The following is a 22,180-nucleotide window of genomic DNA, read 5'->3' as shown; positions in this document are numbered from 1 at the left end:
ACATTCTCAGTCGTTAGCATGCTTCTTCCAATTTTCGGGAAGATGTCATGCTATCGCTCTGTAGAAAAACCCTGCCAAGCTGCCTGGCTGTAACGCTAGGCCTCCTGCTTACCGCATGTGGTGGAGGAAGCTCGTCTTCTTCAATACCTGATAACACCCCGGAAGCTGACTCTGCAACCCTCACCTGGCAGGCGCCGCTCACCCGGGCAAACGGGGAGTCCTTGTCAATGGGTGAGATTGAAAAATACGTCGTCCGATATGGCCCCGAGCAAAGCATTGGCGAACGCTCTTTTGAGGCTACTGTAGAAGATGGCCAGGCCATGGAGCACACAGTGGCCGGGCTTTCAACAGGAACCTGGCACTTCGCCCTCAAGGCCATAGACACAAACGGTCTCGAGAGCGAGTGGTCAGACTCTGTAAGCAAAACCATAGTCCGGTAAATCCGGACTATGGTCGCTAATCGGCCTTCCCTGCCTCAGACTCAGCGGACTCCTCACTCAGCATTTCATCATGCTCAGCCATATCCCATGGCAAACTGCCTGGTGATATTTCCAGAAAGTGCAGATACTTCTCGAACTGGTCAAGAATGTCCTTGATGATTTCGTTCTCTTCGTAACCAAAAATATCATAGGCCCGGCCGCCACGGCGCATATATACCTCCGCGCGATAATACGCGTCCGCTGCGCTTGCCTCTGAATCCGGACCGTTCTTGTGGTACTCGGGCGCTTCATGCTCCGTCAGGCGAATATCATAAGAAAAGTCTGCCTGATCGTCCCACTTTACCTGCAAGTGGGCACGGCAGATCTCACTGTCAAATACCACTGAGGCATCCCAGCCACGGCGTTGAAGCTCAGCTTCAACCTGCCGCATGCTGCTTATAACCGTGGTTTCAATAAACCGACTCACTTTGCGGCGCCCCGGAAAATCAACAATGGCCGCCAGCCGCTGTTTCCACTGATTGGTTTTTAACTGGGGGCTGGAGGTCATATAACCCTGCAGACTGCTTTCACGATGCCCCTCAATCTGCAGTGCCCGCCACAGACCCGCTGCCGCAATCAACATGATTATGGCGAATGGCAGGGCGCTGGTCACGGTCATTGCCTGAAGTGCTTTAAGGCCACCGCCAAACAGAAGTGCAGACGCCAGCACGCCCTCAAGGACGGCCCAGAAGACCCGCTGCCATACCGGAGTATTAATAACACCGCCTGAAGCCAAAGCGTCAATGACCAATGAGCCGGAGTCCGAGGAGGTGACAAAGAAGGTGATGATCAGCAGAACGGTCAGTACCGAGATAAAAAAGGAGCCCGGCAGCTCGTGCAGCAACTTGAACAGAGCCACGGCCTGATCGCTCTGTACGTCGCCAATCAGCGTGGTCAGGCCCTCATTCATAATGAGGTTCAGCGCCGTGTCGCCAAAAACAGAGAACCACAGAAAGGTAAATACTGAGGGCACCAGCATCACACCGAATACAAACTGGCGAATGGTGCGCCCGCGGCTGATTTTGGCAATAAACATGCCCACAAATGGTGCCCAGGCAATGGTCCAGCCGAAGATGAACAAGGTCCAGTTACCAATCCAGTCACTGCGGGTATACGCCTGCAAGTTAAAGGTGCGGGCGACAATACCGTTCAGGTAGCTGCCGGTATTTTGCAGGAAACTCTCAAGTATATGAATTGTAGGGCCGGCCAGGAATACAAATGTCATCAGCCCGATTGCCAGCACCATATTCATAATGGACAAGCGCTTGATGCCCTTATCCATCCCGGCGACAACCGACACGGTGGCTGCCGCCGTGATAAGTGCGATCGCAATCACCTGAACAGTAATATCCACCGGAATTTGTGGCCAGAGGTAATTAATCCCGGCGTTGATCTGAACCACAGAAAGCCCCAGCGTGGTGGCAATACCAAACAAGGTGCCCAGAATTGCAAACACATCGACCGCATGGCCAATAGGGCCGTAGATTCTGTCACCTATCAGTGGATACAGAGCGGAGCGGATCGACAGTGGCAGGCCGTGGCGGAATGAAAAGTAGGCCAGGATCAGACCGACCAGGCCGTAAATTCCCCAGATATGAAAGCCCCAGTGGAAGAAGGCAATCTGCATGGCCTGTTTTGCAGAATCAACAGTTTCCGCTGCCCCGGCCGGAGGTGATGCAAAATGCAGTACCGGCTCTGCCACCCCAAAAAACAGCAACGCTATGCCATAGCCCGCTGAGAACAACATGGCAAACCACTCGAGAAAATTGAACTGCGGCTCCGCATGGTCGGGCCCCAGTTTTATATTTCCCCAGTTTGAAACGCCCACAACCACCATAAACACCAGGAAGATGGCCACAGCGAGCATGTAAAACCAGCCAAAGGTTTGTGTGATCCACTCAAGTGTATTATTGAAAAGCGTACCGGCAAGTTCAGGGCTGACGATAACCCCGGTTACCAAAAGGACAGTCACAACGACTGCGGGAAGAAAAACGGGCAGAAGTACCGTTGATTTCAGTGCTTTTTTGGAGTCTGTCATAAAAAACATCCGCCATTCCAGGAACTTTGGATCACAGTATCGACAGTTATACCCAACACTTGCAACTAAAAATCTTGCTAAACAGGATAAATCCGGAGAAGTAGGGGCAGCCCCTACTTCTCCTTACCCATCAAAGGCGGGAGCGGAAGGTCTCCAGCCCCTCGGTATGTCGTTCAAGAATTGCCATAAACTCCTTGTTGTCCGGGTCCGGTACAATTCGCTTATCCCGGGCCTCGTCCATCGCTTTCTTTCTTGCTTCAATCCAACCGTCTACCTGGGCAATGGCTTCCTGATTGAACGCTTCTTCTTCATCTGACCAGGCCCCTATTTCTTTCAGATAACGGACGGTCCCTTCATGCAACGGTAGCGGTGAGCTCTTCACGAAAGACTTGAAAACATCCAGCTGCATACGTGCCGTCAACCCGTGGGTTTTCTTATAATCATCGTAGGATTGATGGAACCACTTTGCCATCGCATAAGCGAAGTCATCGCTGACATCGGCGGGTGCTGAATACACAAACGTCGACGTGACTCCATCCACCCCTATTGCTGATGAGACACCGAAAGTGAAGGTGGTGGGAATTGTCATCGGTGAATGATCCAGGAGACGTTCCCAGGCATCCTTGTTCTCAGTATCCATGCTCAGCCAGCGAATCCCGCCGGGCGCACCTTCCATTTCCGATAAAACCGAGCTGATCGGAGAACACCAGGCAGCATCAGCTTTGCCTTCAACCACCGACCGACAGTTCTCTACATAACTACTGGCAGGCACATACTCGAAAACCTCGTCAGCTTTTTCAGGAGACACACCCAGATAGGCCGGCATCGACTTGCGTGCCGTTCGAGTCATAACCGGTGAAAACACACCCTGTGCCAGCTTAACATCTCCTCTTTTCAGGTCTTCCACGGTCTGAATATCCGAGTCGCCAGAGACCACCCACCCCCAGGGTGTATCGTTATGGTGCCAGATGATTCTTTGTGCCACCGGCTTTGTAGCAGCGTAGGAATCCCTCCCTTCTATCTGGTATTGCATTTCCGCCACAGAAACAGAACTCATGGTTATATCACGCCGCTCGGTAAGACGCTTATAACGCTGTGTTTCACTATCTTCCGGAACAATTCGGGCAGCACTACTGGTCTGGTCCTGAAAAATAGCTGCCCACCCGTTAGTCGAAGCAAAGCTTCCTGTCTGAGCGCTCGGCGTGCCTACGACAAGCAAGCGGGGCAGATCACCATCGTCTGCCTGGGCAAGGCCTGCCGAGCCGATGGCAACCGTGCCTGACAGTGCCATGGAAATGAAAAGACGAGATTGACGCATAATAACTCCTGAGTTTTCTATTGTTGTTGTACAGGTTTATGTATGGGGCACTAATGCTGGATGCAATCGATTGTGCCGCCAGATAAAAGCCGCCAGCATGGCAGCCAGTATTCCACTGATGAGTGTTGTTAAAAGTCCCGGGAAAGAGAAAGCAAAACCTACGGCGACCAAGGGAATGCGGGCAAGTTTCGGGGTCTTCCCGACGCCAAGGAGATAGCCTTCCAGTCCGCCCGAAATCAACATGATACCAATCACGATCGATGGCATTACGTAAAGCAGTGGTGTCAGATCCCCCTGCATGACCAACGCAGGCTGGAAAAGGAAGAACAAGGGGACAAAGTAAATTACCACGCCCAGACGCATAGCCGTAAAGCATGTTTTCATGGGCTTGGCACCGGCAATCGTACCGGCCAGAAATGCAGCAGCCCCTACAGGCGGAGTGATGGCAGACAACATAGCGTAATAGATGATGAAAAAATGCACTGCGATCGTATTCAGGCCACCTATCTCAATGATCGCCGGAGCCAGTGTCACCGCCAGAAAAATGTAAGCAACAAGCGCCAGCCCGGCCATCCCCATTATGAAGCACGCTAACACTCCAAATAGAATAACCAGGTAAAGGTTTCCTCCACCGAGGCTGACCAGCCCAGACGTTACCGAGCCCGTAACCCCGGTAATCGTAAGCGCACTCACAACGAACGCAATCGGGAGAATAATAGCCGCTGTTTGTGTCACCAGAACCCCTATTTGCCGGATAGCGTCATAGAACTTCCGGGGAGTCATACGGGTATCCTTTTGCAGAAAGGACAACCCAATCATCAACAGGCAGGCATACCAAGGCGTGTAATACTCCCAGCGCATATAAAGGAGCCCCCATACCAGGAACACCATCACCGAAAGATACGGCCACCCTCTGACCAGAACACTACGAACTGAAGGCAACTCTTCCCGTGGCCTGCCTTTCATGCCGGTTCGGGCGGCGTAAGCATCCACCTGCAATAGCAACCCGAAATAGAACAGTAGTGACGGAATGATCGCGGCAATCATGATCGTGGCGTAATCCACGCCGATTGTAATTGCCATGACAAAGGCAATAGCCCCCATAACCGGCGGCATGACGGCTCCGCCCATAGACGCACAGGCTTCAATGGCTCCAGCATAATGTGCCGGATAGCCTACCTTTTTCATTGTCGGAATGGTGATGGAGCCTGTGCCTGCGATGTTGGAAAAAACAGAGCCCGAAAGGCTACCCATAAAACCACTGGCTACGACCGCTACCTTTGCCGGGCCTCCCCGATAACGCCCAAAGCTGGCATTGGCCAGATCAATAAAGAAGCCGCCAGCTCCGGTCGCCAGCAAAACCCCTGCAAAAACCAGAAACCCGAGGATGATTTCAGCAGCTATCTTGGTGGTGATACCCATCATGCCTTCCGCACGGAAAACATGGGCTTCAATCATATACTCAAACTGGTAAGGGATTCCCATAAGTAATCCGGGGAAGTAATCGGCAACCAGCGGGTACATACCCAGCAAAACAACAACCAGCAGGAAAGGTATACCACCACTGCGACGAGCCAGTTCCATCATCATCAGCCAGAGCACAACCCCCAGATAAAGGTTACTCCAGCCAGCCTGGACCATATCCCAGGCATTGGAGGCGAAATAAAAACTGACACAGAGAACCAGGATGGCTGCAAGCACATCATAGAACGGCACTTTCTTCTGGCCGGTTCTGGCGGGAAGTGCGATAAAAGCAGCGGCGGAGAAAAACCCGATGAAGGCCCAGTAATACTCGCCTTCCAGAAGCCGCTGACCATTCCAGGTGAACCCGAAAATGTACGCCAGGCCGGAAAACAGCCCGCACACACTCAGCGTCACAAATACGATACTTTGCCAGGAGAACAGCTCGCCCAGACGCGTGACTTCGGAGTCATGCGTAGCCTGCTCGTGCGGAGAGGAAATCTCAGTCATGGGTTGACCCACTCTGTAGTTATTTTTGATTCTATGAGAAGCGTATCCGGTGATACAGCTTTCAATGAAACTGTTTATTTTTATAAGAACAGTCTCTTATTCCGCAGATTAGAACGACCGCATCACCCAGGTCAACCTATAAACCACAAAACTAACCTTCAAAACCACATACCGCCGTGTTATACACAGTATCGCCAAGCGGTATTTCACGCAGTGTCGCTAAAGATACTACTGTTTAGTATAAACAATTAATTCAGCCAGGGCGCGCCTACAAAGAATAAAACGCCCATGAGGCCACCAATGCAACAACTTCAAGCACGTTACGGAAAGCGCTATAAGTGGTGGGTGATGCTGACAGTCATGACAGGAACCATGACCATGTCCTTGTCATCTACCATCGTTAATGTGGCCCTTCCCGATGTCATGGAGACTTTCCCTGTAAGCCACACCATGGTGCAGTGGATGGTCACAGCTTTCCTGGCCAGTATGGCTATCGGCATGCTGCTGAACGTGTGGATGGTGGACAGGTTCGGCCCTCGCGTCACTTACATGGGAGCGCTTCTGGTTTTCATGGCGGCGGCCCTCGCCGGGGGCCTGGCGGTTAATTTTTCCATGCTGATTTTCGTACGTGTAGTGCAAGGGTTAATTGCAGGCATGGTTCAGCCGCTGGCCATGCTTATGCTATACGCAGTGTTTCCGGCCAACCAGCGTGGCCAGGCCATGGGGCTTTATGCCATGGGGGTAGTGCTCGGCCCTACTGCCGGACCAGTGGCGGGAGGTGTACTTGTAGACTGGTGGTCCTGGCGAGCTGTTTTCCTCGTGGTACTGCCCTTCTGCCTGGCAGCTTTTTATCTGGGCCGCACCTTCCTTTCACGACCCGACAGCGCCCCACCTGTACACCGGCGCCTCGACATCCCGGGGCTGCTTTTGCTTGGAGGCTGGATGCTGGCGCTGTTATGGGGGCTCTCCGAAGGCCCACTCTCCGGCTGGAACAGCAGCGCAGTAATCGCAGCTCTGATTGCAGCACTGGTATTGTTTTTGATCTTCACCAGGCACCAGCTCCGAAGCCTGGCCCCGCTGCTGGCGTTGCGCATATTCTCGTACAAAGGGTTTACCGCAGCCTTTACCGTGGCAATGCTGACTGGCGCGGGCCTGTACGGATCCGTCTACCTTTTACCTATGCTGGTACAGACTGCAATGGGTGAGTCCGCCTCTGCGGCAGGCATGCTGCTGATGCCGGCCGGCCTGGCTATGGCGCTCTCGTTTCCCGTAATTGGCCAGCTGACCGACCGGATCTTACCCAAAATACTGGTCACGGGTGGCCTCGTACTTTTTGCACTGTCCAGCATAGTATTGAGCGAGGCAAGCGCTGATACCTCTCTGATGCTGATCGCACTGATGGCCGCCCTGGGTCGCGTCGGTCTGGCGATGACCATGCCACCGGTGGTGATAGGAGCAATGAGCATTGTGCCTCAGGATATGATCAATCAGGCGACGGGCCTGATCAGTTTTGCCCGCCAGTTTGGTGGCTCTCTGGGGGTCATGCTCTCAGCGATTCTACTGCAGGAGAATACTCTCTGGACGACATCGCTGGGTATTTTACCTGGATTCCCAGGATACCAGGACGCTTTTGCACTCCTGGCGCTGCTTTACCTTATCGGTCTGTACCCGATGGCACGGATGAAGTCACCCGGTCAAACAGCCACTTAACAAGGAACAATAACAATGATCCTCACTGACTTACCCGAACAAAGTCTGGAACGTTTTGGCGAGTATCCGATGCTTTACGCAGGTGATCGCCAGGTCACCAACCTTGAATTACGCAATAGCGCCAACCGTTTGGCCAACGGGCTTCGCCGCCTGGGCGTGACAGCTGGAGAACGGGTCATCGTCTGTATGCCCAACTGCCCGGAAGTATTCATAGCTTATCAGGGCATTCTTCGCGCCGAAGCCATCGTTCTGCCGGTTATGACCCTACTCCACCCACGGGAGATCGGATTCATTATCGAGGCTTCCGGGGCCAGCGCTATCATTACCAGCCAATCCGTTCTTCCAGCTATAGAGCAAGCCGTAGCTGACATGGATGCGCCACCCCAACTGGTTGTTGCTGGCCTTGTCCGGGATCAGCCAGGCCTCACGGCTGGCACCCCCTGCCACAGCCTGAGTTCACTGATGGCCGACGCTGATGCCGAAATTCGCAAGCCTGCTCTTAAAGAAGACGATGTGGCCGTTATCCTTTTCACCTCTGGCACAACCGGCCAACCCAAAGGGGTCATGCTTACGCATCGGAACCTCTATAGTAACGCGGCTTCCGCAGTACAGCTGGCGGAGGAGGCAAATGACGAGCCTGGCACCACCATCGGCGTATTACCGCTGGCTCACATCTACGGCTTTACCGTCGCCAACACGCTGTTTCTCAAAGGCGGCCGCATGGTCATCATGCAGAAATTTGATGTAAGAGCGGTGTGCGAAGCCATCCAGAACCATCGGGTCAGGGCATTCGCCACCGTTCCGGCAATGGTCCACGCTCTCACACATGCCCCGGAGGTTGACGAATACGATGTCTCGTCTCTGGAGTCGCTTGGTTGCGGGTCTGCACCTCTGCCAGTGTCTCTCATTGAGACCTTTCGCGCCCGTTTTCATGCCGAAATCTACGAAGGCTACGGCCTGTCGGAAGCATCTCCCACGGTAACAGCTCACCGCAAAGGGGAGCCCATCAAACCCGGCTCTGTCGGGCGTGCATTTCCCGGAGTCGAACTGCGCATTGCCGATGAAAAGGGTAACCCCCTGCCCGTAGGAGAAGTCGGCGAACTGCTGGTGCGCGGGGAAAACATTACCCCTGGCTACTACAACAATGAGGAAGCAACCCGGGCAGCCCTGAAGGATGGCTGGTTCCACACTGGCGATATGGCCCGCCTCGACGACGACGGCTACCTCTATATTGTTGATCGCAAGAAAGACCTTATTCTCCGTGGCGGATTTAATATCTACCCTCGCGACCTGGAAGAGTTGATTTCCCGACACCCGGCTGTCGCTGAAGTGGCTGTCGTTGGAGTACCATCAGAACGTATGGGTGAAGAAGTCATCGCCGTCGTCGTTCGAAAACCGGACGCCGACCTCTGTGAAGAGGAACTGCTGGCCTTCTGTCAGGAAAGGTTGGCAAAATACAAGACACCGCGCAATATTGTGTTCATGGATGCCCTGCCCCGCAATGGCGTTGGCAAGATCCTCAAGAAAGCACTACGGGAGCAGGCATCAGAACAAGCGCGGGCAAACTAAGGGGCTGCCATGAATTTTGACTACTCGGCCGACTCCCATCAGGTCCAGGACCTGATGCGGAAGTTTATGAAAAAACATGTGCTGCCCCGCAACAGCGACTGGCTGCATTCTGCAGAATCGGGTGTTTATCCTCTGGATATTATCGAGCCCATAAAAGCTCAGGCCAGAGAAGACGGCCTGTGGAACCTTTTCCTGCCTGAACTGAAAGAACATGAGCCGGGCACGCCCATGAGCAACCTGGACTATGCGCCGCTGGCAGAGATCATGGGCCGGCTACCCTGGGCGGCTGAGCTGTTCAACTGCAGCGCGCCGGATACCGGCAACATGGAATTGTTGCACCGTTTTGCGACCAAAGAGCAATACGAAATCTGGCTCAAACCACAATTGAACGGCATCACCCGTTCCTGCTTTGCCATGAGCGAGCCGGACACTGCCTCCTCTGATGCCACTAATATCAGCACCACCATTCGCAGAGACGGTGATGACTATGTGGTCGACGGTCGCAAATGGTTCATCACAGGCGCAAATCATCCCAATTGCCGCTTCACAATTGTAATGGGTCGCTGTGACGACGGCCCCGGAGACAGCCGCCACCATGAGCACTCCATGGTGATTGTGCCCATGGATGCCCCAGGTCTGGAAGTGTTGCGAAACATTCCTATAATGCAGCACCACTCCCCCGAAGGACACTGTGAGATTGTCTTTCGTAATGTGCGAGTACCCGCAAAGAACCTGCTGGGCAAGCCCGGCGAAGGGTTTGCCATGGCCCAGGCCCGACTTGGCCCGGGACGCGTGCATCACTGCATGCGCACGATTGGTCAGTGCGAACTGGCGCTGGAAATGATGACGGAGCGCGCCCTGGAAAGGCGTACGTTCGGTAAGCTCCTGAGTGAGTTTGAAAACGTGCGGGACTGGATTGCCGAGTCCCGGCTGGAAATCGACCAGGCACGGTTGCTGGTGCTACAGGCAGCCTGGAAAATGGACCAGTTTGGCAACCAGGCCGCGCGAGTGGATGTATCTGCCATTAAACTGGTAACCGCAAGACTGCAGACCCGTGTTGTGGACAGGGCCATGCAGGTATTCGGCGCCATGGGGCTGACACCGGATACACCCTTGGCCTATCTGTGGACCTGGGGACGCGCCCTGCGCTTTCTCGATGGCCCGGACGAAGTACATTTGCGCAATGTTGCCCGGGCCGAGATCAAAAAAGCAAAGGAACACCGGGGATCAACCGCCGCTTACTATAACCTGCGCTGACCCCGGGAAACTCTACTACTCTACTCCGCGGGGGCAGTACCTCTTTCGCTGGCAAAGCTGATATAAAAATCCAGGCTGTCCGGGTTAGCCATGGCATCCGGGCTGGCCACCTGGGATAAAGGGTTACCCAACAGCAACTTTCGCACAGGCAGCTCCATCTTCTTGCCAGTAAGCGTGTAGGGTATCTCCTCTGCCGCAATGATTTCATTCGGCACATGGCGTGCTGAGAGATTGTTCCTGATGGCTGAGCAGATTCTGGCTTTCAGATCCTCGTTCAGAGTAGCATCGTCTCGCAGTACGATGAATAAAGGCATGTAGGACTCTCGCCCAAGATACTCCAGGTCCACCACCAGTGAATCCATCACCTCAGGAACCTCCTCCACCACCCGGTAGATTTCCCCCGTTCCCATACGAATTCCCTGGCGGTTAATGGTGGTGTCTGAGCGCCCGTAAATAATTGCGCCTCCCCTTGGCGTAATCCGGATCCAGTCGCCGTGTCGCCAAATCCCCGGGAATGTATCGAAGTAACTTTCGTGGTACCTGCGCCCGCCTTCGTCGCCCCAAAAGTACAGAGGCATGGACGGCATCGGTTTGGTAACAACAAGCTCGCCGACCTCATCCTCCAGGGGCTCGCCTTCATCATCAAAGGCATAGACGGCTGTACCCAGCGTTCTGCACTGCATCTCGCCCGCGTACACAGGCATAACCGGATTGCAGCCTACATAGAAAGCCGCTATATCCGTGCCTCCACTGATAGGGGCCACCCAGACATTGTCTCCGAGTTCATTCATGATCCACTTATAGCCTTCATCCGGCAGAGGCGATCCGGTTGAACCTACAGAGCGAATCTGACTGAGATCCGCATACTCCCCGGGGTGCACTCCTGCCTTCTTACAGTTAAGAAAAAAGGCCGCACCTGCCCCGAAAAAGGTGACGCCGGTCTCCCCTGCAAACCGCCAGAGCGTACTCAGGTCCGGGTAACCCGGGTTTCCGTCGTAAATGCAGATTGTCGAACCCAGCAGCAGGCCACCAACCTGCGCGTTCCACATGATCCAGCCGGTGGTGGTAAACCACAGATAACGATCGTCTGGCTGCAGGTCCATGTGTAAGCCCTGACCCTGCAAACCCTCCAGCAGCGCCCCACCATGACTATGCACAATAGGCTTGGGCATACCGGTGGTGCCAGAGGAGTAAACCACCCACAGAGGGTGCTCAAAGGGGAGCTGTTCAAATACCACAGGCTCGTTATGCACGAGCATATCTGTCCAGGCAACGGCGCCATCCATAGAGGCGTTATCATCCAGATACGGCAACAGCACTACCTGCTCCAGGGTTGGCAAGTCATTGTGCAGTTGTTTCAGCACCTCCATACGATTGAAATCCTTACCGCCATAGCGATAGCCATCCACGGCAATCAGTACCTTCGGATCAATCTGACGGAAGCGATCGATAACACTGCGGGTTCCCATATCCGGTGAGCAACTGGACCAGATAGCCCCGATACTGGCGCAGGCGTAAAAGGCGACAACGGCTTCAGGAATGTTGGGCAGGTACGCAACCACGCGGTCTCCCGGCCTGACTCCCATGCTACGAAGCTCATAAGCAAAAGAGGCCACCTGCTTTTTCAGGTCGCCCCAGGATAACGTCTGCAGCCCCCGGGTTTCTGAACGTGAAATAATGGCCGGCCGGTCGGGCTCGTCCTCATGGAAACGAAAAGCCTGCTCAATCATGTTCAGGCGCGCGCCTTCAAACCACTTGGCGCCTGGCATGTGATGCCCGTCCAGCACCTGAGTGTATGGCGTAGAATGCAGGATGTCGAAATACTCCCAGAACGCCGCCCAGAAATCCTCCAGGCTGTCTACCGACCATTGCCAGAGGGCATTATAGTCAGCAAACGTCAGCCCTTTATTTTCTGTCAGCCACTGCATGAACTGGTGCATGCGACTGCGCTCGATCCGCGCCTTATCGGGCGTCCACAGGGGTTCCGGGGAACGCTCACCCATCGTTAGCTCACTTTTTTTATTGATATTCATTCGGGGTCCTCGTTGTATCGTTCTTGTTTTCGGCATTGTCAGCAGGGCAGCTCTGCCGCATAACGCCAAGTAAACCACTAAACCGAGATGAAAAACAAACACCTCACCACCTACGCAAAAAGCCGCCATAAAAGATTTAAAATAAAAGACACATCCGCACAACGAAACACTATAAAGCGGGTTGAAACAAATATGCACTCGCTATATATTCGAACTGCAGTCTGAAAAATACAACAATAATGCCGCCATGTCGCTATGGTGGCAGATCCGGGAGAAAACCATGCTACAAAACAAAAAAACCGGTTTGCTTACAGGCTCTCTGATTAGCCTGTCCATGGCTGTTTCATCAATAGCCTATGCAAACGAAGACCCAATCCGAATTTCTTACATTGAACCGCTCTCCGGGCCCTTTGCCAACGTCGGTGACTTAGGGCTGAAACACTTCCGGTTCGCTGCAGACAAAATAAATGAAGATGGGGGCATTCTTGGACGCGATGTGAAAATTGTCGCCATGGACAATAAGCAAAGCCCATCCGAGTCTGTACAGCTGATCCAGCGCTCGGTTGATGACGGCATCAACTTTGTCACCCAGGGCAACGGCTCCAACGTTGGCGGTGCCATGATTGAGGCGGTTGAGCGCAACAATCGACGCAATAAAGACAACAAGGTGCTGTACCTCAACTACGCTGCGGTAGACCCTGCTCTTACCAACGAACAATGCAGCTTCTATCATTTTCGCTTTGATGCCGCCTCCGATATCAAACTGGAAGCACTTACCAACTACATGAAAGACCAGGAAGACATCAACAAAATCTTCCTGATCAACATGGACTACTCACACGGTCACTTTATCTCCGAGCGCATGACAGAGCTTGTGGATGAGCGTTTGCCGCAGGCTGAAATTGTCGGTGATGTTATGCACCCGATCGGTCAGGTTCGCGACTTCTCGCCCTACGTATCGCGCATCCAGCAGTCCGGCGCTGATACTGTTGTGTCCGGAAACTGGGGCAACGACCTTTCCTTACTGGTTCGTGCCATCGATAGCGCTGGACTCGATATCAAAATTTACACCTATTATGGCGGTGGTCTTGGAACACCCGCAGCGGTCGGCCCCAAAGGTGAGGATCTTCTCCATCAAATTAGCGAGTGGCACGCAGACGTGAACGTTGATGAAGGGCTGAACGATTACGAAAGCTGGTTCCAGGAGTTTAAGGAACGTCATCCGGAAACTGACTGGTACTACCATCGCATCTATAACCAGATGTACATGCTGAAAGCCGCCATTGAAGAAGTGGGTGATGCAGAAGACGTTGACGCTATCGCCGGAGCACTGGAAGGCATGGAGTTTGAGTCCCCTACCGGCACGATCACTATGCGCGCAAAAGATCATCAAACCCTCCAGCCTATGTATATCTCTGTTATGGATAAAGATGCGAAATACGATGCTGACAACACTGGCGTGGGCTTCCGTACTGTAGCTGAAATTCCAGTTGAGCAGGCTACAGTTGATACGTCCTGCAACATGAAGCGCCCTTAACTCAGTAATGCTCCAGTGTTCTGCACCACTGGAGCATTACACAGAGCATTTTCGCTCTGCGCAATTGAAAAAATACAAGAATAAATGCCGCCTCATCTATGGGGTGACAGCACGAGGAGAAAGTCATGCTGCATAATAAAAAGACCGGGCGGTTCGCCGGCATCATGATTGGCCTTTCAATGGCCTTTTCATCTGCAACCTATGCTCAAGAGGATCCGATCCGGATCTCCTACATTGACCCACTCTCTGGACCCTTTGCCCTCGCCGGTGACGGTGGCCTGAAAAGCTTCCACTTCGCGGCCCAAAAACTAAATGAAGACGGTGGAATCCTCGGTCGCGACATCGAAATTGTTCCTATGGACAGCAAACAAAGCGCGTCCGAAGCCGTACAACTGGTCCAGCGCTCAGCCGACGAAGGCATCAATTTCGTCACTCAGGGTAACGGTTCCAACGTAGCCGCTGCCATTATTGAGGCGATCGAGCGCAATAACCGTCGTAACAAAGACAACAAAATGCTATACCTGAACTACGCCGCAGTAGATCCCGCCCTCACCAACGAGCTCTGCAGCTTTTACCACTTCCGGTTTGATGCTGCTTCCGATATCAAACTGGAAGCGCTCACCAACTACATGAAAGACCAGGAAGACATCAGCAAAATATTCCTGGTTAACATGGATTATTCTCACGGTCACTTCATTTCCGAACGAATGGCAGAGTTGGTGGATGAACGTTTACCACACGCTGAAATCGTCGGTGATGTCCTGCACCCCGTCGGCAAAGTTCGGGACTTCTCGCCCTACGTATCGCGCATTCAGCAGTCCGGTGCCGACACCGTCGTGTCCGGCAACTGGGGTATTGACCTAGCCCTGCTCGTTCGCGCCATCGACAGCGCTGGACTCGACGTTAACGTCTATACCTATTATGGCGGCGCCGGCGGTGTACCGGCAGGCATCGGTCCCCGGGGGGAAGGTATCCTCCGCCAGGTTACCGAATGGCACGCCGACGTGAACGTAGATGAAGGCTTGGAAGATTATGAGAAGTGGTTTCAGGAGTTCAAGAAACAATATCCACAATTCGACTGGTACTACCATCGGATCTATAACCAGATGTACATGCTAAAAGCCGCCATTGAGGAGGTAGGCAACACTGACGATGTAGATGCCATTGCACTGGCGCTGGAAGGCATGAAATTTGAGTCTCCTACCGGCACTGTGACCATGCGTGCGAAAGATCATCAGATCTTACAGCCCATGTACATCTCCGTTATGGACACCAATGCGAAATACGATGCTGAAAATTCAGGTGTTGGGTTCCGCACTGTGGCCAGCATACCTGTTGAGCAGGCTACGGTTGAAACATCCTGCAATATGGCGCGTCCATAACCCTCTGCTACAAACTCCGGTGGTGGCAACATCACCGGAGCATTAAAACAAAAAAACAGGAGTTCGTTTCACCATGCTCGAAACCATCGCCTACTCCATTTTTAATGGCGTACTTTACGGCACTTTACTGTTCATGATGTCCAGCGGCCTCACCCTGATTTTCGGGATGATGGGGGTACTGAACTTTGCCCATGCCAGCTTCTATATGCTGGGGGCCTACTTTGCGTACACCCTTGGTTTAACGACCGGCTTCTGGCTTGCTCTGATTCTTGCACCAATTGCCGTCGGTGCCATGGGCGCCCTGGTTGAGCGCTACGGCCTGCGTCGTGTACACCAATACGGCCACGTACCGGAATTGCTTTTCACCTTCGGCCTGGCCTATGTAATAGAAGAGCTGGTTGCGCTCTTCTGGGGCACAGTCCCGGTTCCCTATAAAGCGCCAGCCGTTATGAACACCACCGCTTTTACCATGTTTGACCTGGACTACTCCTGGTTCAAGGTGTTCATTCTGCTTGTAGCCGTCGTTATGTTTGTTGGTCTGTGGCTGCTGTTAATGAAAACCCGTGCCGGACAAGTCATACAGGCAGCCCTGTCCAGACCGGATATGGTGGGTGCCCTGGGTCACAACGTGCCCCTGGTATTCACACTTGTCTTTGCTTTCGGCTGTGCATTGGCAGGACTTGGTGGTGTTGTTGGCGGCATCCAGTTTGTAACCGATCCCGGCATGGCCTTCATGATGGGCCCCATTGTCTTTGTTGTCGTGGTTCTGGGGGGGCTGGGTTCTGTCCCGGGCGCGCTGGTGGCGTCACTGATTATCGGCATACTGCAGACCTTCTTCCTGTCGATAAACTTCTCCCTGGCTGAAACGATCGGCACTTTGAACATTGAAGATTCCGGATTCTTTGGCGTCCTCTGGCACATGGAAGCAACACGCATTGCACCCGTGCTTCCGTTCCTGTTGCTGGTCCTCACCCTGATATTCAGGCCACGTGGCATTTTCGGGAAGCGTGAAGCATGACAACCACAACAACAATACAACAGGACAATACATCTATGGCTACCAACACTGCAGCCGGAGGCATCAATGCACTGAAGTTATGGCCCTGGCTGATCGTACCGTTTATAGCTATCGTGCTGCCGTTTGTCTTTGACTCAGGCCATACCATCAACCTGCTTTCTCACATGGGTGTCGCGATTATCTTCGCGCTGTCCTATAACATGTTGCTGGGTAATACTGGCCTGCTGTCGTTCGGGCATGCGGTCTATTTTGGCCTGGGAGCATTTGTCGCCATGCACTTGCTACGCGCCATCAATGATGCAGGCGGTACAGGCTTGCCGATCGAACTGCTCCCGCTGGCAGGCGCTGCTGCCGGTCTGGGCTTTGGAGTTATATTTGGCAGTTTCTCCGTGCGCCGCGCAGGGGTTGTTTTTGCCATGATCACCTTGGGGCTTGGCGAACTGGTGCATTCCAGTTCACTGATGTTCACTGATTTTTTCGGCGGCGAGGCCGGGCTGTTCGGCTACCGCGATGAGGCCCCCTCTTTGCTTGGTGTGGACTACGCCCCGAGCCGTAATGTGTATTTTCTGGTGGTGGCCTGGACACTGATTGCGGCCATCCTGATATATCTGCTGAGAAAGACGCCACTGGGCTGGATGGCCAATGCGGTGCGGGATAACCCGGAGCGTGCGCAGTTTGTAGGCTATAACCCGACTATTGTCCGCTACATTCAGTTTGTGCTTTCCGCGTGCTTTGCAGGGCTGGCAGGCGGCCTTTTCGTGATCACCAATGAAATAGTCAATGATGAGGTGGTTGGACAGCTCCAGTCCGGGGCGGTACTGCTGGGTACCTTCATCGGTGGTATCGGCTACTTCATCGGACCGGTTGTAGGCGCGTCGCTTGTCACTTTCCTGGAAAGCTCCCTGTCGGCCCATACTGAAGCCTGGGTGCTTTATTTTGGTCTGTTGTTTATCTCCATCGTGATGTTTGCACCCATGGGCCTTGTCGGGATTGTCCACACACAATATCTCAACTGGAAGGCCGGTGGCTGGAAAGGCAATACAGGAATCCGGTTATACATTCTTGTGTCAGGGCTTGTGGGCATCTTTGGCCTGATCTGTGTGATTGAGCTTTCTTATCACTACTTCCGTAGCTGGGACCCCGGTGCTCCTTTTATTCTGATGGGAATCAGCACTAATGCTACTCACCTTCTGCCCTGGCTGGTCTCATTCGCTATCACCATCATCGGTTTCGGGCTGATGCTGCTCCATGGCAATCCATTATTAAAGCGCCATATCAGCGCCAACTCTGACGGAGGTAAGGCATGACAATCCGCAACGCACTGGAGCTAAAAGGCGTCAAGAAAAACTTTGGGCGTGCGGAAATCATCCGTGGCCTGAACCTTGAAGTTCGTGAGCATGAGAGACATGTCATTATTGGTCCTAACGGGGCGGGTAAATCCACGATGTTTAACCTGATCAGTGGACGCCTGAAAGTTTCTGAGGGTTCCATAAAGCTGTTCGGGAATAATATTCACAACTTACCTGCTCACAAGGTCAACCGCCTGGGTCTCAGCCGCAGCTTTCAGGTAACAAACCTGTTTCAGAACATGACTGTCATCGAAAACCTGCGTTGCTCGCTGCTGTGGTCCGAAGGCCATAAATACGCCTTCTGGAAAAGCGTCTTGGGCCAGGACAGTGTGACTGAACGAGCGTACGAGCTTGCTACTCGCCTGAACCTTACGGAACAGCTCTCAACCCAGGTCTCTCTTCTCACCTATGCTCAACAACGCTCACTGGAGATCGGCTGCACGGTTGCCTCCGGGGCCAAGGTTATCTTACTGGACGAACCCACTGCCGGCATGAGCCGCACTGAAGCTAATGATGTTGTTCAGCTGATTCAGCGGATGACCGGTGAAAACACGCTGGTTGTGGTGGAACATGACCTGAACGTGGTCTTCGAGCTGGCAGATCGCATATCTGTACTGGTATACGGTGAAATCATTGCCACCGGCACCCCGGAAGAAATCCGCAACAACGAGGCTGTTCAGGAAGCCTATCTCGGCACGGAGGTCCACTGATGCTGAAAATTCAGGATTTGCATGCTTACTATGGCAAAAGCCATGTGCTCCGTGGCGTGAATATGCACGTTGAACGCGGCGAAATTGTCAGCCTGCTAGGTCGTAACGGGGTGGGCCGCTCCACTCTGTGTAAAGCAGTGATGGGGCTTATCCCACCTGTCGGCCATGTTCAATTTGATGACAAAATCCTTTCTGGCTTGCAGCCTCACGAGGTTGCCCATGCCGGCATTGGTTATGTACCTGAAGATCGCGCTATTTTCCCGGGGCTGTCCGTTCTGCAGAACCTTGAACTGGGCATGAAGAGAAAAGGGCTGACAGGCGACAAATGGACGCTGGACAAAGTGTACGAATGGTTTCCCCGCCTGAAGGAGCGCGAGCACACACCGGCAGAGGTGCTGTCCGGAGGCGAGCAGCAGATGCTAAGCACCTTCCGTGCTCTGATGGGAGACCCCCAGTGTATGCTGGTGGACGAGCCCACAGAGGGTCTGGCTCCAAAGATCGTGGATGACGTCGCCGCCATTCTTAAGCAAATGGCTGCAGACGGCCTGGCGGTGCTTCTGGTGGAGCAGAAGCTTTCCATTGCGCTGGATGTTGCCGACCGGGTCTACATCATGGGCGATGGTGATATTGTTTTTGAAGGTACTCCCGAAGAATTACAGGAGCACCCTGAAATCCGCAAAGAATGGCTCGAGGTCTAGGCATCTGAATATGGCTAAGCTACTTAATGATCGTGATATCGAATTCCAGCTTTACGAAGTGCTGGAGACTGAGTCCCTTTTACAGCGCCCTCGCTACCGCGAACACGACCGCGCAATATTTGATGCAACTCTCAGTACCGCGCGGAACATTGCGGCTGAATATTTTGCGCCCCACAACCAGAAAGGCGATGCGAACGAGCCTACGTTTGATGGTCAGAAAGTTACCCTGATCCCGGAAACCAAGCCCGCCTGGGATGCCTTTGCAGACGCCGGCTTTCTGGCATCGCACCATGATTTCGATGAAGGCGGATCACAACTGCCGGAAGTGGTGTTAAGGGCGAGTATGGCCTACTTCAACGCTGCCAATGTATCCAGCACCGCCTACTCCTTCCTTACCATTGGCGCCGCTAACCTGCTGAAAAGCTTTGGCAGCGACGAGCTGAAACAAAAATACCTGCCTCCCATGCTGGATGGTCGTTACAGCGGAACCATGGCATTAACCGAACCGGACCAGGGCTCAGCCCTGGGTGACTTGCGCACTCTCGCTAAACCGGCAGGTGATGGCAGCTACCGTTTATTCGGAAACAAAATGTATATTTCCGGCGGCGACCATGAGCTGACTGACAACATTATTCATATGGTTCTGGCTCGGATCGAAGGCGCGCCCTCAGGCGTTCGCGGTATTTCACTGTTCCTGGTACCCAAGTTCCATGTAAATGATGATGGCTCCCGTTCCCAACGCAACGATGTGGCTCTTGCCGGGCTACTGCATAAAATGGGGTACCGCAACACCACTTCCACCGTTCTCAACTTTGGTGAGAAAGATGGCGCTGTTGGCTACCTGGTAGGCGAGCCGAATAAAGGCCTGGGCTACATGTTCCAGATGATGAACGAAGCTCGTATCGGCGTTGGCCTGGGAGCAGCCACCCTGGGTTACCAGAGCTATCTGGAAGCTCTGGATTATGCCCGCGATCGCCCCCAGGGCCGGCATGCAAGCAACAAAGACCCCGATACCCCTCAGGTCAGAATTGTTGAACATGCTGACGTTCGCCGCATGCTGCTGATGCAAAAAGCCTATGCTGAGGGCAGCATGGCCCTTTGCCTTTACGCCAGTACACTGGTGGAAGACGCCAATACCGCACCCGATGAAAGTGAGCGCAAAGCGGCCGCAGAGCTCCTGGACCTGATTACCCCCATGGTCAAGACCTGGCCGTCGAAGTACGGCCTTATGGCTTCTGATCTGGGCATCCAGGTTCTTGGCGGCGCTGGTTACACCCGCGAGTATTTGCTGGAGCAACTCTACCGTGACAACCGCCTGAACCCGATTCATGAAGGCACAGAGGGCATCCAGGGCCTTGATCTTCTCGGCCGTAAACTGGGCCCCAAAGGTGGCGACGGTTACGCCGAATTCCAGCGCCGTATTCTGAGTACTCTCGACCAGGCGACTGGCATGGAGACGTGCGGATTTCTTGCCGGCCAACTGAAAAACGCCCTGAGTACTCTGCAATCCGTCACTTCGGACCTTCAGCAGCAGCTGTCTGTGGACCCGGATCATGGCCTGTCCAACGCGACCATGTATCTGGATATATTCGGCAAGATTCTCGTGGGCTGGGTATGGCTGAAACAAGCTATTGTTGCGGAAAAGGCACTGGCTTCCGGAGCCTCCGAATCTGATGAAGCATTTTATAAAGGCAAAGTTCATGCAGCCCAGTACTTCATGAGCTGGGAACTGGCACCGCTGGAAGGCTATGCCCGGTTGCTCAGCGCGGGCAACCGCAGCAACCTCGATATGCAGAGTGCCTGGTTCTGACCCAGTGCTGTAATCAAAGACCAGCAAGTTTGTTTACATGCTTACACAATAAGGAAAAGTCATGAGAGAAGCTGTCATCGTATCCACCGCCCGCACGCCTATTGGCAAGGCGTTCAGAGGCCTGTTTAATAACACCCATTCCCCAACAATGGCGTCGTTCGCCATCACAGCTGCGGTTGAGCGTGCCAAGGTCGATCCGGCAGAAATCGAAGACCTGATCATGGGTACCGCCATGCCGTGCGGCACCGCCGGTATGAACCTGGGTCGTTTGGCGGCCCTGGCCTCCGGCCTGCCACAAAGCGTCAGCGGCATGACCATGGACCGTCAGTGTGCTTCGGGTCTGATGGCTATTGCTACCGCAGCCAAACAGATTATGTTTGACGGTCAGGACATTGCCATTGGTGCCGGTCACGAAAACATTTCCCTCGTTCAGCAGAAAAACTTCGAGTGGATGGCTTCCGAGCGTGACGAAACCGTTATTAAACACGCGCCTCATGCCTATATGCCAATGCTGGAAACCGCTGAAAACGTCGCCAAAGTATACGGCATCAGCCGTGAACTTCAGGATGAATACGCTCTGCAGTCCCAGCAGCGCACCGCGGCCGCCCAGGAAAAGGGGTTGTTCGACGACGAAATTGTACCGGTCACAACGACCAAAGCAGTGATGAACAAAGAAACCCGGGAAGTGACTTACGAGGAAGCCACCCTGGACAAGGATGAAGGCAACCGCCCTTCCACCAAACTCGAAGGCCTGTCGGGGCTCAACCCGGTCATCGAAGGTGGCTGCATTACTGCCGGCAACGCCAGCCAGCTGTCTGATGGAGCCAGTGCCTGTGTGCTGATGGATTCCAGACTTGCCGAGCAACGTGGCTTACAACCACTGGGCGCTTATCGGGGCATGGCCGTCGCAGGGCTAAAACCTGAGGAAATGGGTATTGGTCCGGTTTATGCCATCCCAAAGCTGCTCAAGCAGCATGGCCTCAAGATTGACGACATCGGCTTGTGGGAACTGAACGAAGCCTTCGCGGTGCAGGTGCTGTACTGTCGCGACAAGCTGGGCATTCCTAACGATCGCTTGAACGTTAACGGTGGCGCCATTTCTATTGGTCACCCCTATGGCATGAGTGGCGCGCGCATGGTTGGCCACGCCCTGCTGGAGGGCAAGCGCCGTGGCGTGAAATACGTTGTTGTCACCATGTGTGTTGGCGGTGGTATGGGCGCAGCCGGTCTGTTTGAGGTTCTGTAGTGCCGGGCCCATGAGGCCCGGAGAGAAAATCAGGAGTTAACGGCGTGCAGGCAAG

16 protein-coding genes are annotated in these 22,180 nt (G+C 53.7%); 12 read left to right on the top strand and 4 right to left on the bottom strand.

What is annotated here, in order from left to right:
• Positions 1 to 47: 47 nt before the first annotated feature.
• Positions 48 to 440: a fibronectin type III domain-containing protein gene (locus FFI95_RS15455; protein ID WP_246069391.1), complete on the top strand. Its 393-nt coding sequence runs from the start codon at positions 48 to 50 to the stop codon at positions 438 to 440.
• Positions 441 to 456: 16 nt separating this feature from the next.
• On the opposite strand, the gene FFI95_RS04920 is transcribed toward FFI95_RS15455, so the two are convergent.
• From FFI95_RS04920 to FFI95_RS04910, 3 genes are all read right to left on the bottom strand, one after another.
• Positions 457 to 2,517 (bottom strand): BCCT family transporter, encoded by a 2,061-nt coding sequence (locus tag FFI95_RS04920; RefSeq protein ID WP_144821259.1) that lies wholly within the window; start codon positions 2,515 to 2,517, stop codon positions 457 to 459.
• Between the two features lie 130 nt (positions 2,518 to 2,647).
• Entirely contained in the window at positions 2,648 to 3,835 is a 1,188-nt protein-coding gene (locus FFI95_RS04915) for a TAXI family TRAP transporter solute-binding subunit (RefSeq protein ID WP_144821258.1), read from the bottom strand.
• Between the two features lie 36 nt (positions 3,836 to 3,871).
• Positions 3,872 to 5,806: a TRAP transporter permease gene (locus tag FFI95_RS04910; protein ID WP_144821257.1), complete on the bottom strand. Its 1,935-nt coding sequence runs from the start codon at positions 5,804 to 5,806 to the stop codon at positions 3,872 to 3,874.
• Between the two features lie 300 nt (positions 5,807 to 6,106).
• Here FFI95_RS04910 and FFI95_RS04905 point away from each other — a divergent pair, with 300 nt between their 5' ends.
• Genes FFI95_RS04905 through FFI95_RS04895 form a run of 3 tightly spaced genes read left to right on the top strand, consistent with a single transcriptional unit; the run spans position 6,107 to position 10,342 of the window.
• On the top strand, positions 6,107 to 7,516 hold the full coding sequence (locus FFI95_RS04905) for a DHA2 family efflux MFS transporter permease subunit (RefSeq protein WP_178975669.1): 1,410 nt from the start codon (positions 6,107 to 6,109) through the stop codon (positions 7,514 to 7,516).
• A gap of 15 nt (positions 7,517 to 7,531) precedes the next feature.
• On the top strand, positions 7,532 to 9,085 hold the full coding sequence (locus tag FFI95_RS04900) for a class I adenylate-forming enzyme family protein (protein WP_144821255.1): 1,554 nt from the start codon (positions 7,532 to 7,534) through the stop codon (positions 9,083 to 9,085).
• Positions 9,086 to 9,094: 9 nt separating this feature from the next.
• Positions 9,095 to 10,342, top strand: coding sequence for an acyl-CoA dehydrogenase family protein (locus FFI95_RS04895; RefSeq protein WP_144821254.1), 1,248 nt, complete (start codon positions 9,095 to 9,097; stop codon positions 10,340 to 10,342).
• Between the two features lie 20 nt (positions 10,343 to 10,362).
• Here FFI95_RS04895 and FFI95_RS04890 read toward each other — a convergent pair whose 3' ends face one another.
• Positions 10,363 to 12,375, bottom strand: a complete 2,013-nt coding sequence (locus FFI95_RS04890; RefSeq protein WP_222120376.1) for an acetoacetate--CoA ligase — start codon at positions 12,373 to 12,375, stop codon at positions 10,363 to 10,365.
• A 280-nt stretch (positions 12,376 to 12,655) separates the two neighbouring features.
• Here FFI95_RS04890 and FFI95_RS04885 point away from each other — a divergent pair, with 280 nt between their 5' ends.
• From FFI95_RS04885 to FFI95_RS04850, 8 genes are all read left to right on the top strand, one after another.
• On the top strand, positions 12,656 to 13,912 hold the full coding sequence (locus FFI95_RS04885; RefSeq protein ID WP_144821253.1) for a branched-chain amino acid ABC transporter substrate-binding protein: 1,257 nt from the start codon (positions 12,656 to 12,658) through the stop codon (positions 13,910 to 13,912).
• Between the two features lie 125 nt (positions 13,913 to 14,037).
• A complete protein-coding gene (locus FFI95_RS04880; RefSeq protein ID WP_144821252.1) occupies positions 14,038 to 15,294 on the top strand; it encodes a branched-chain amino acid ABC transporter substrate-binding protein in 1,257 nt (418 codons plus the stop codon).
• 73 nt (positions 15,295 to 15,367) lie between these two features.
• Positions 15,368 to 16,312, top strand: a complete 945-nt coding sequence (locus FFI95_RS04875; RefSeq protein ID WP_144821251.1) for a branched-chain amino acid ABC transporter permease — start codon at positions 15,368 to 15,370, stop codon at positions 16,310 to 16,312.
• A 35-nt stretch (positions 16,313 to 16,347) separates the two neighbouring features.
• A complete protein-coding gene (locus FFI95_RS04870; protein WP_144821250.1) occupies positions 16,348 to 17,619 on the top strand; it encodes a branched-chain amino acid ABC transporter permease in 1,272 nt (423 codons plus the stop codon).
• Positions 17,616 to 18,371 carry an ABC transporter ATP-binding protein gene (locus FFI95_RS04865; RefSeq protein WP_144821249.1) on the top strand — a complete coding sequence of 252 codons (756 nt, stop codon included), beginning with the start codon at positions 17,616 to 17,618 and terminating at the stop codon, positions 18,369 to 18,371. The genes FFI95_RS04870 and FFI95_RS04865 overlap by 4 nt, the downstream gene beginning before the upstream one ends.
• Positions 18,371 to 19,069, top strand: coding sequence for an ABC transporter ATP-binding protein (locus FFI95_RS04860; protein ID WP_144821248.1), 699 nt, complete (start codon positions 18,371 to 18,373; stop codon positions 19,067 to 19,069). The genes FFI95_RS04865 and FFI95_RS04860 overlap by 1 nt, the downstream gene beginning before the upstream one ends.
• 10 nt (positions 19,070 to 19,079) lie before the next feature.
• A complete protein-coding gene (locus tag FFI95_RS04855) occupies positions 19,080 to 20,879 on the top strand; it encodes an acyl-CoA dehydrogenase (protein ID WP_144821247.1) in 1,800 nt (599 codons plus the stop codon).
• A gap of 61 nt (positions 20,880 to 20,940) precedes the next feature.
• Positions 20,941 to 22,125 (top strand): acetyl-CoA C-acyltransferase, encoded by a 1,185-nt coding sequence (locus FFI95_RS04850; protein ID WP_144821246.1) that lies wholly within the window; start codon positions 20,941 to 20,943, stop codon positions 22,123 to 22,125.
• The last annotated feature ends 55 nt before the right edge of the window (positions 22,126 to 22,180 follow it).

The sequence above is a fragment of the Marinobacter piscis genome, assembly GCF_007671655.1.
GTDB lineage: Bacteria > Pseudomonadota > Gammaproteobacteria > Pseudomonadales > Oleiphilaceae > Marinobacter > Marinobacter piscensis.
This window is presented reverse-complemented; position numbering and strand designations above follow the sequence as displayed.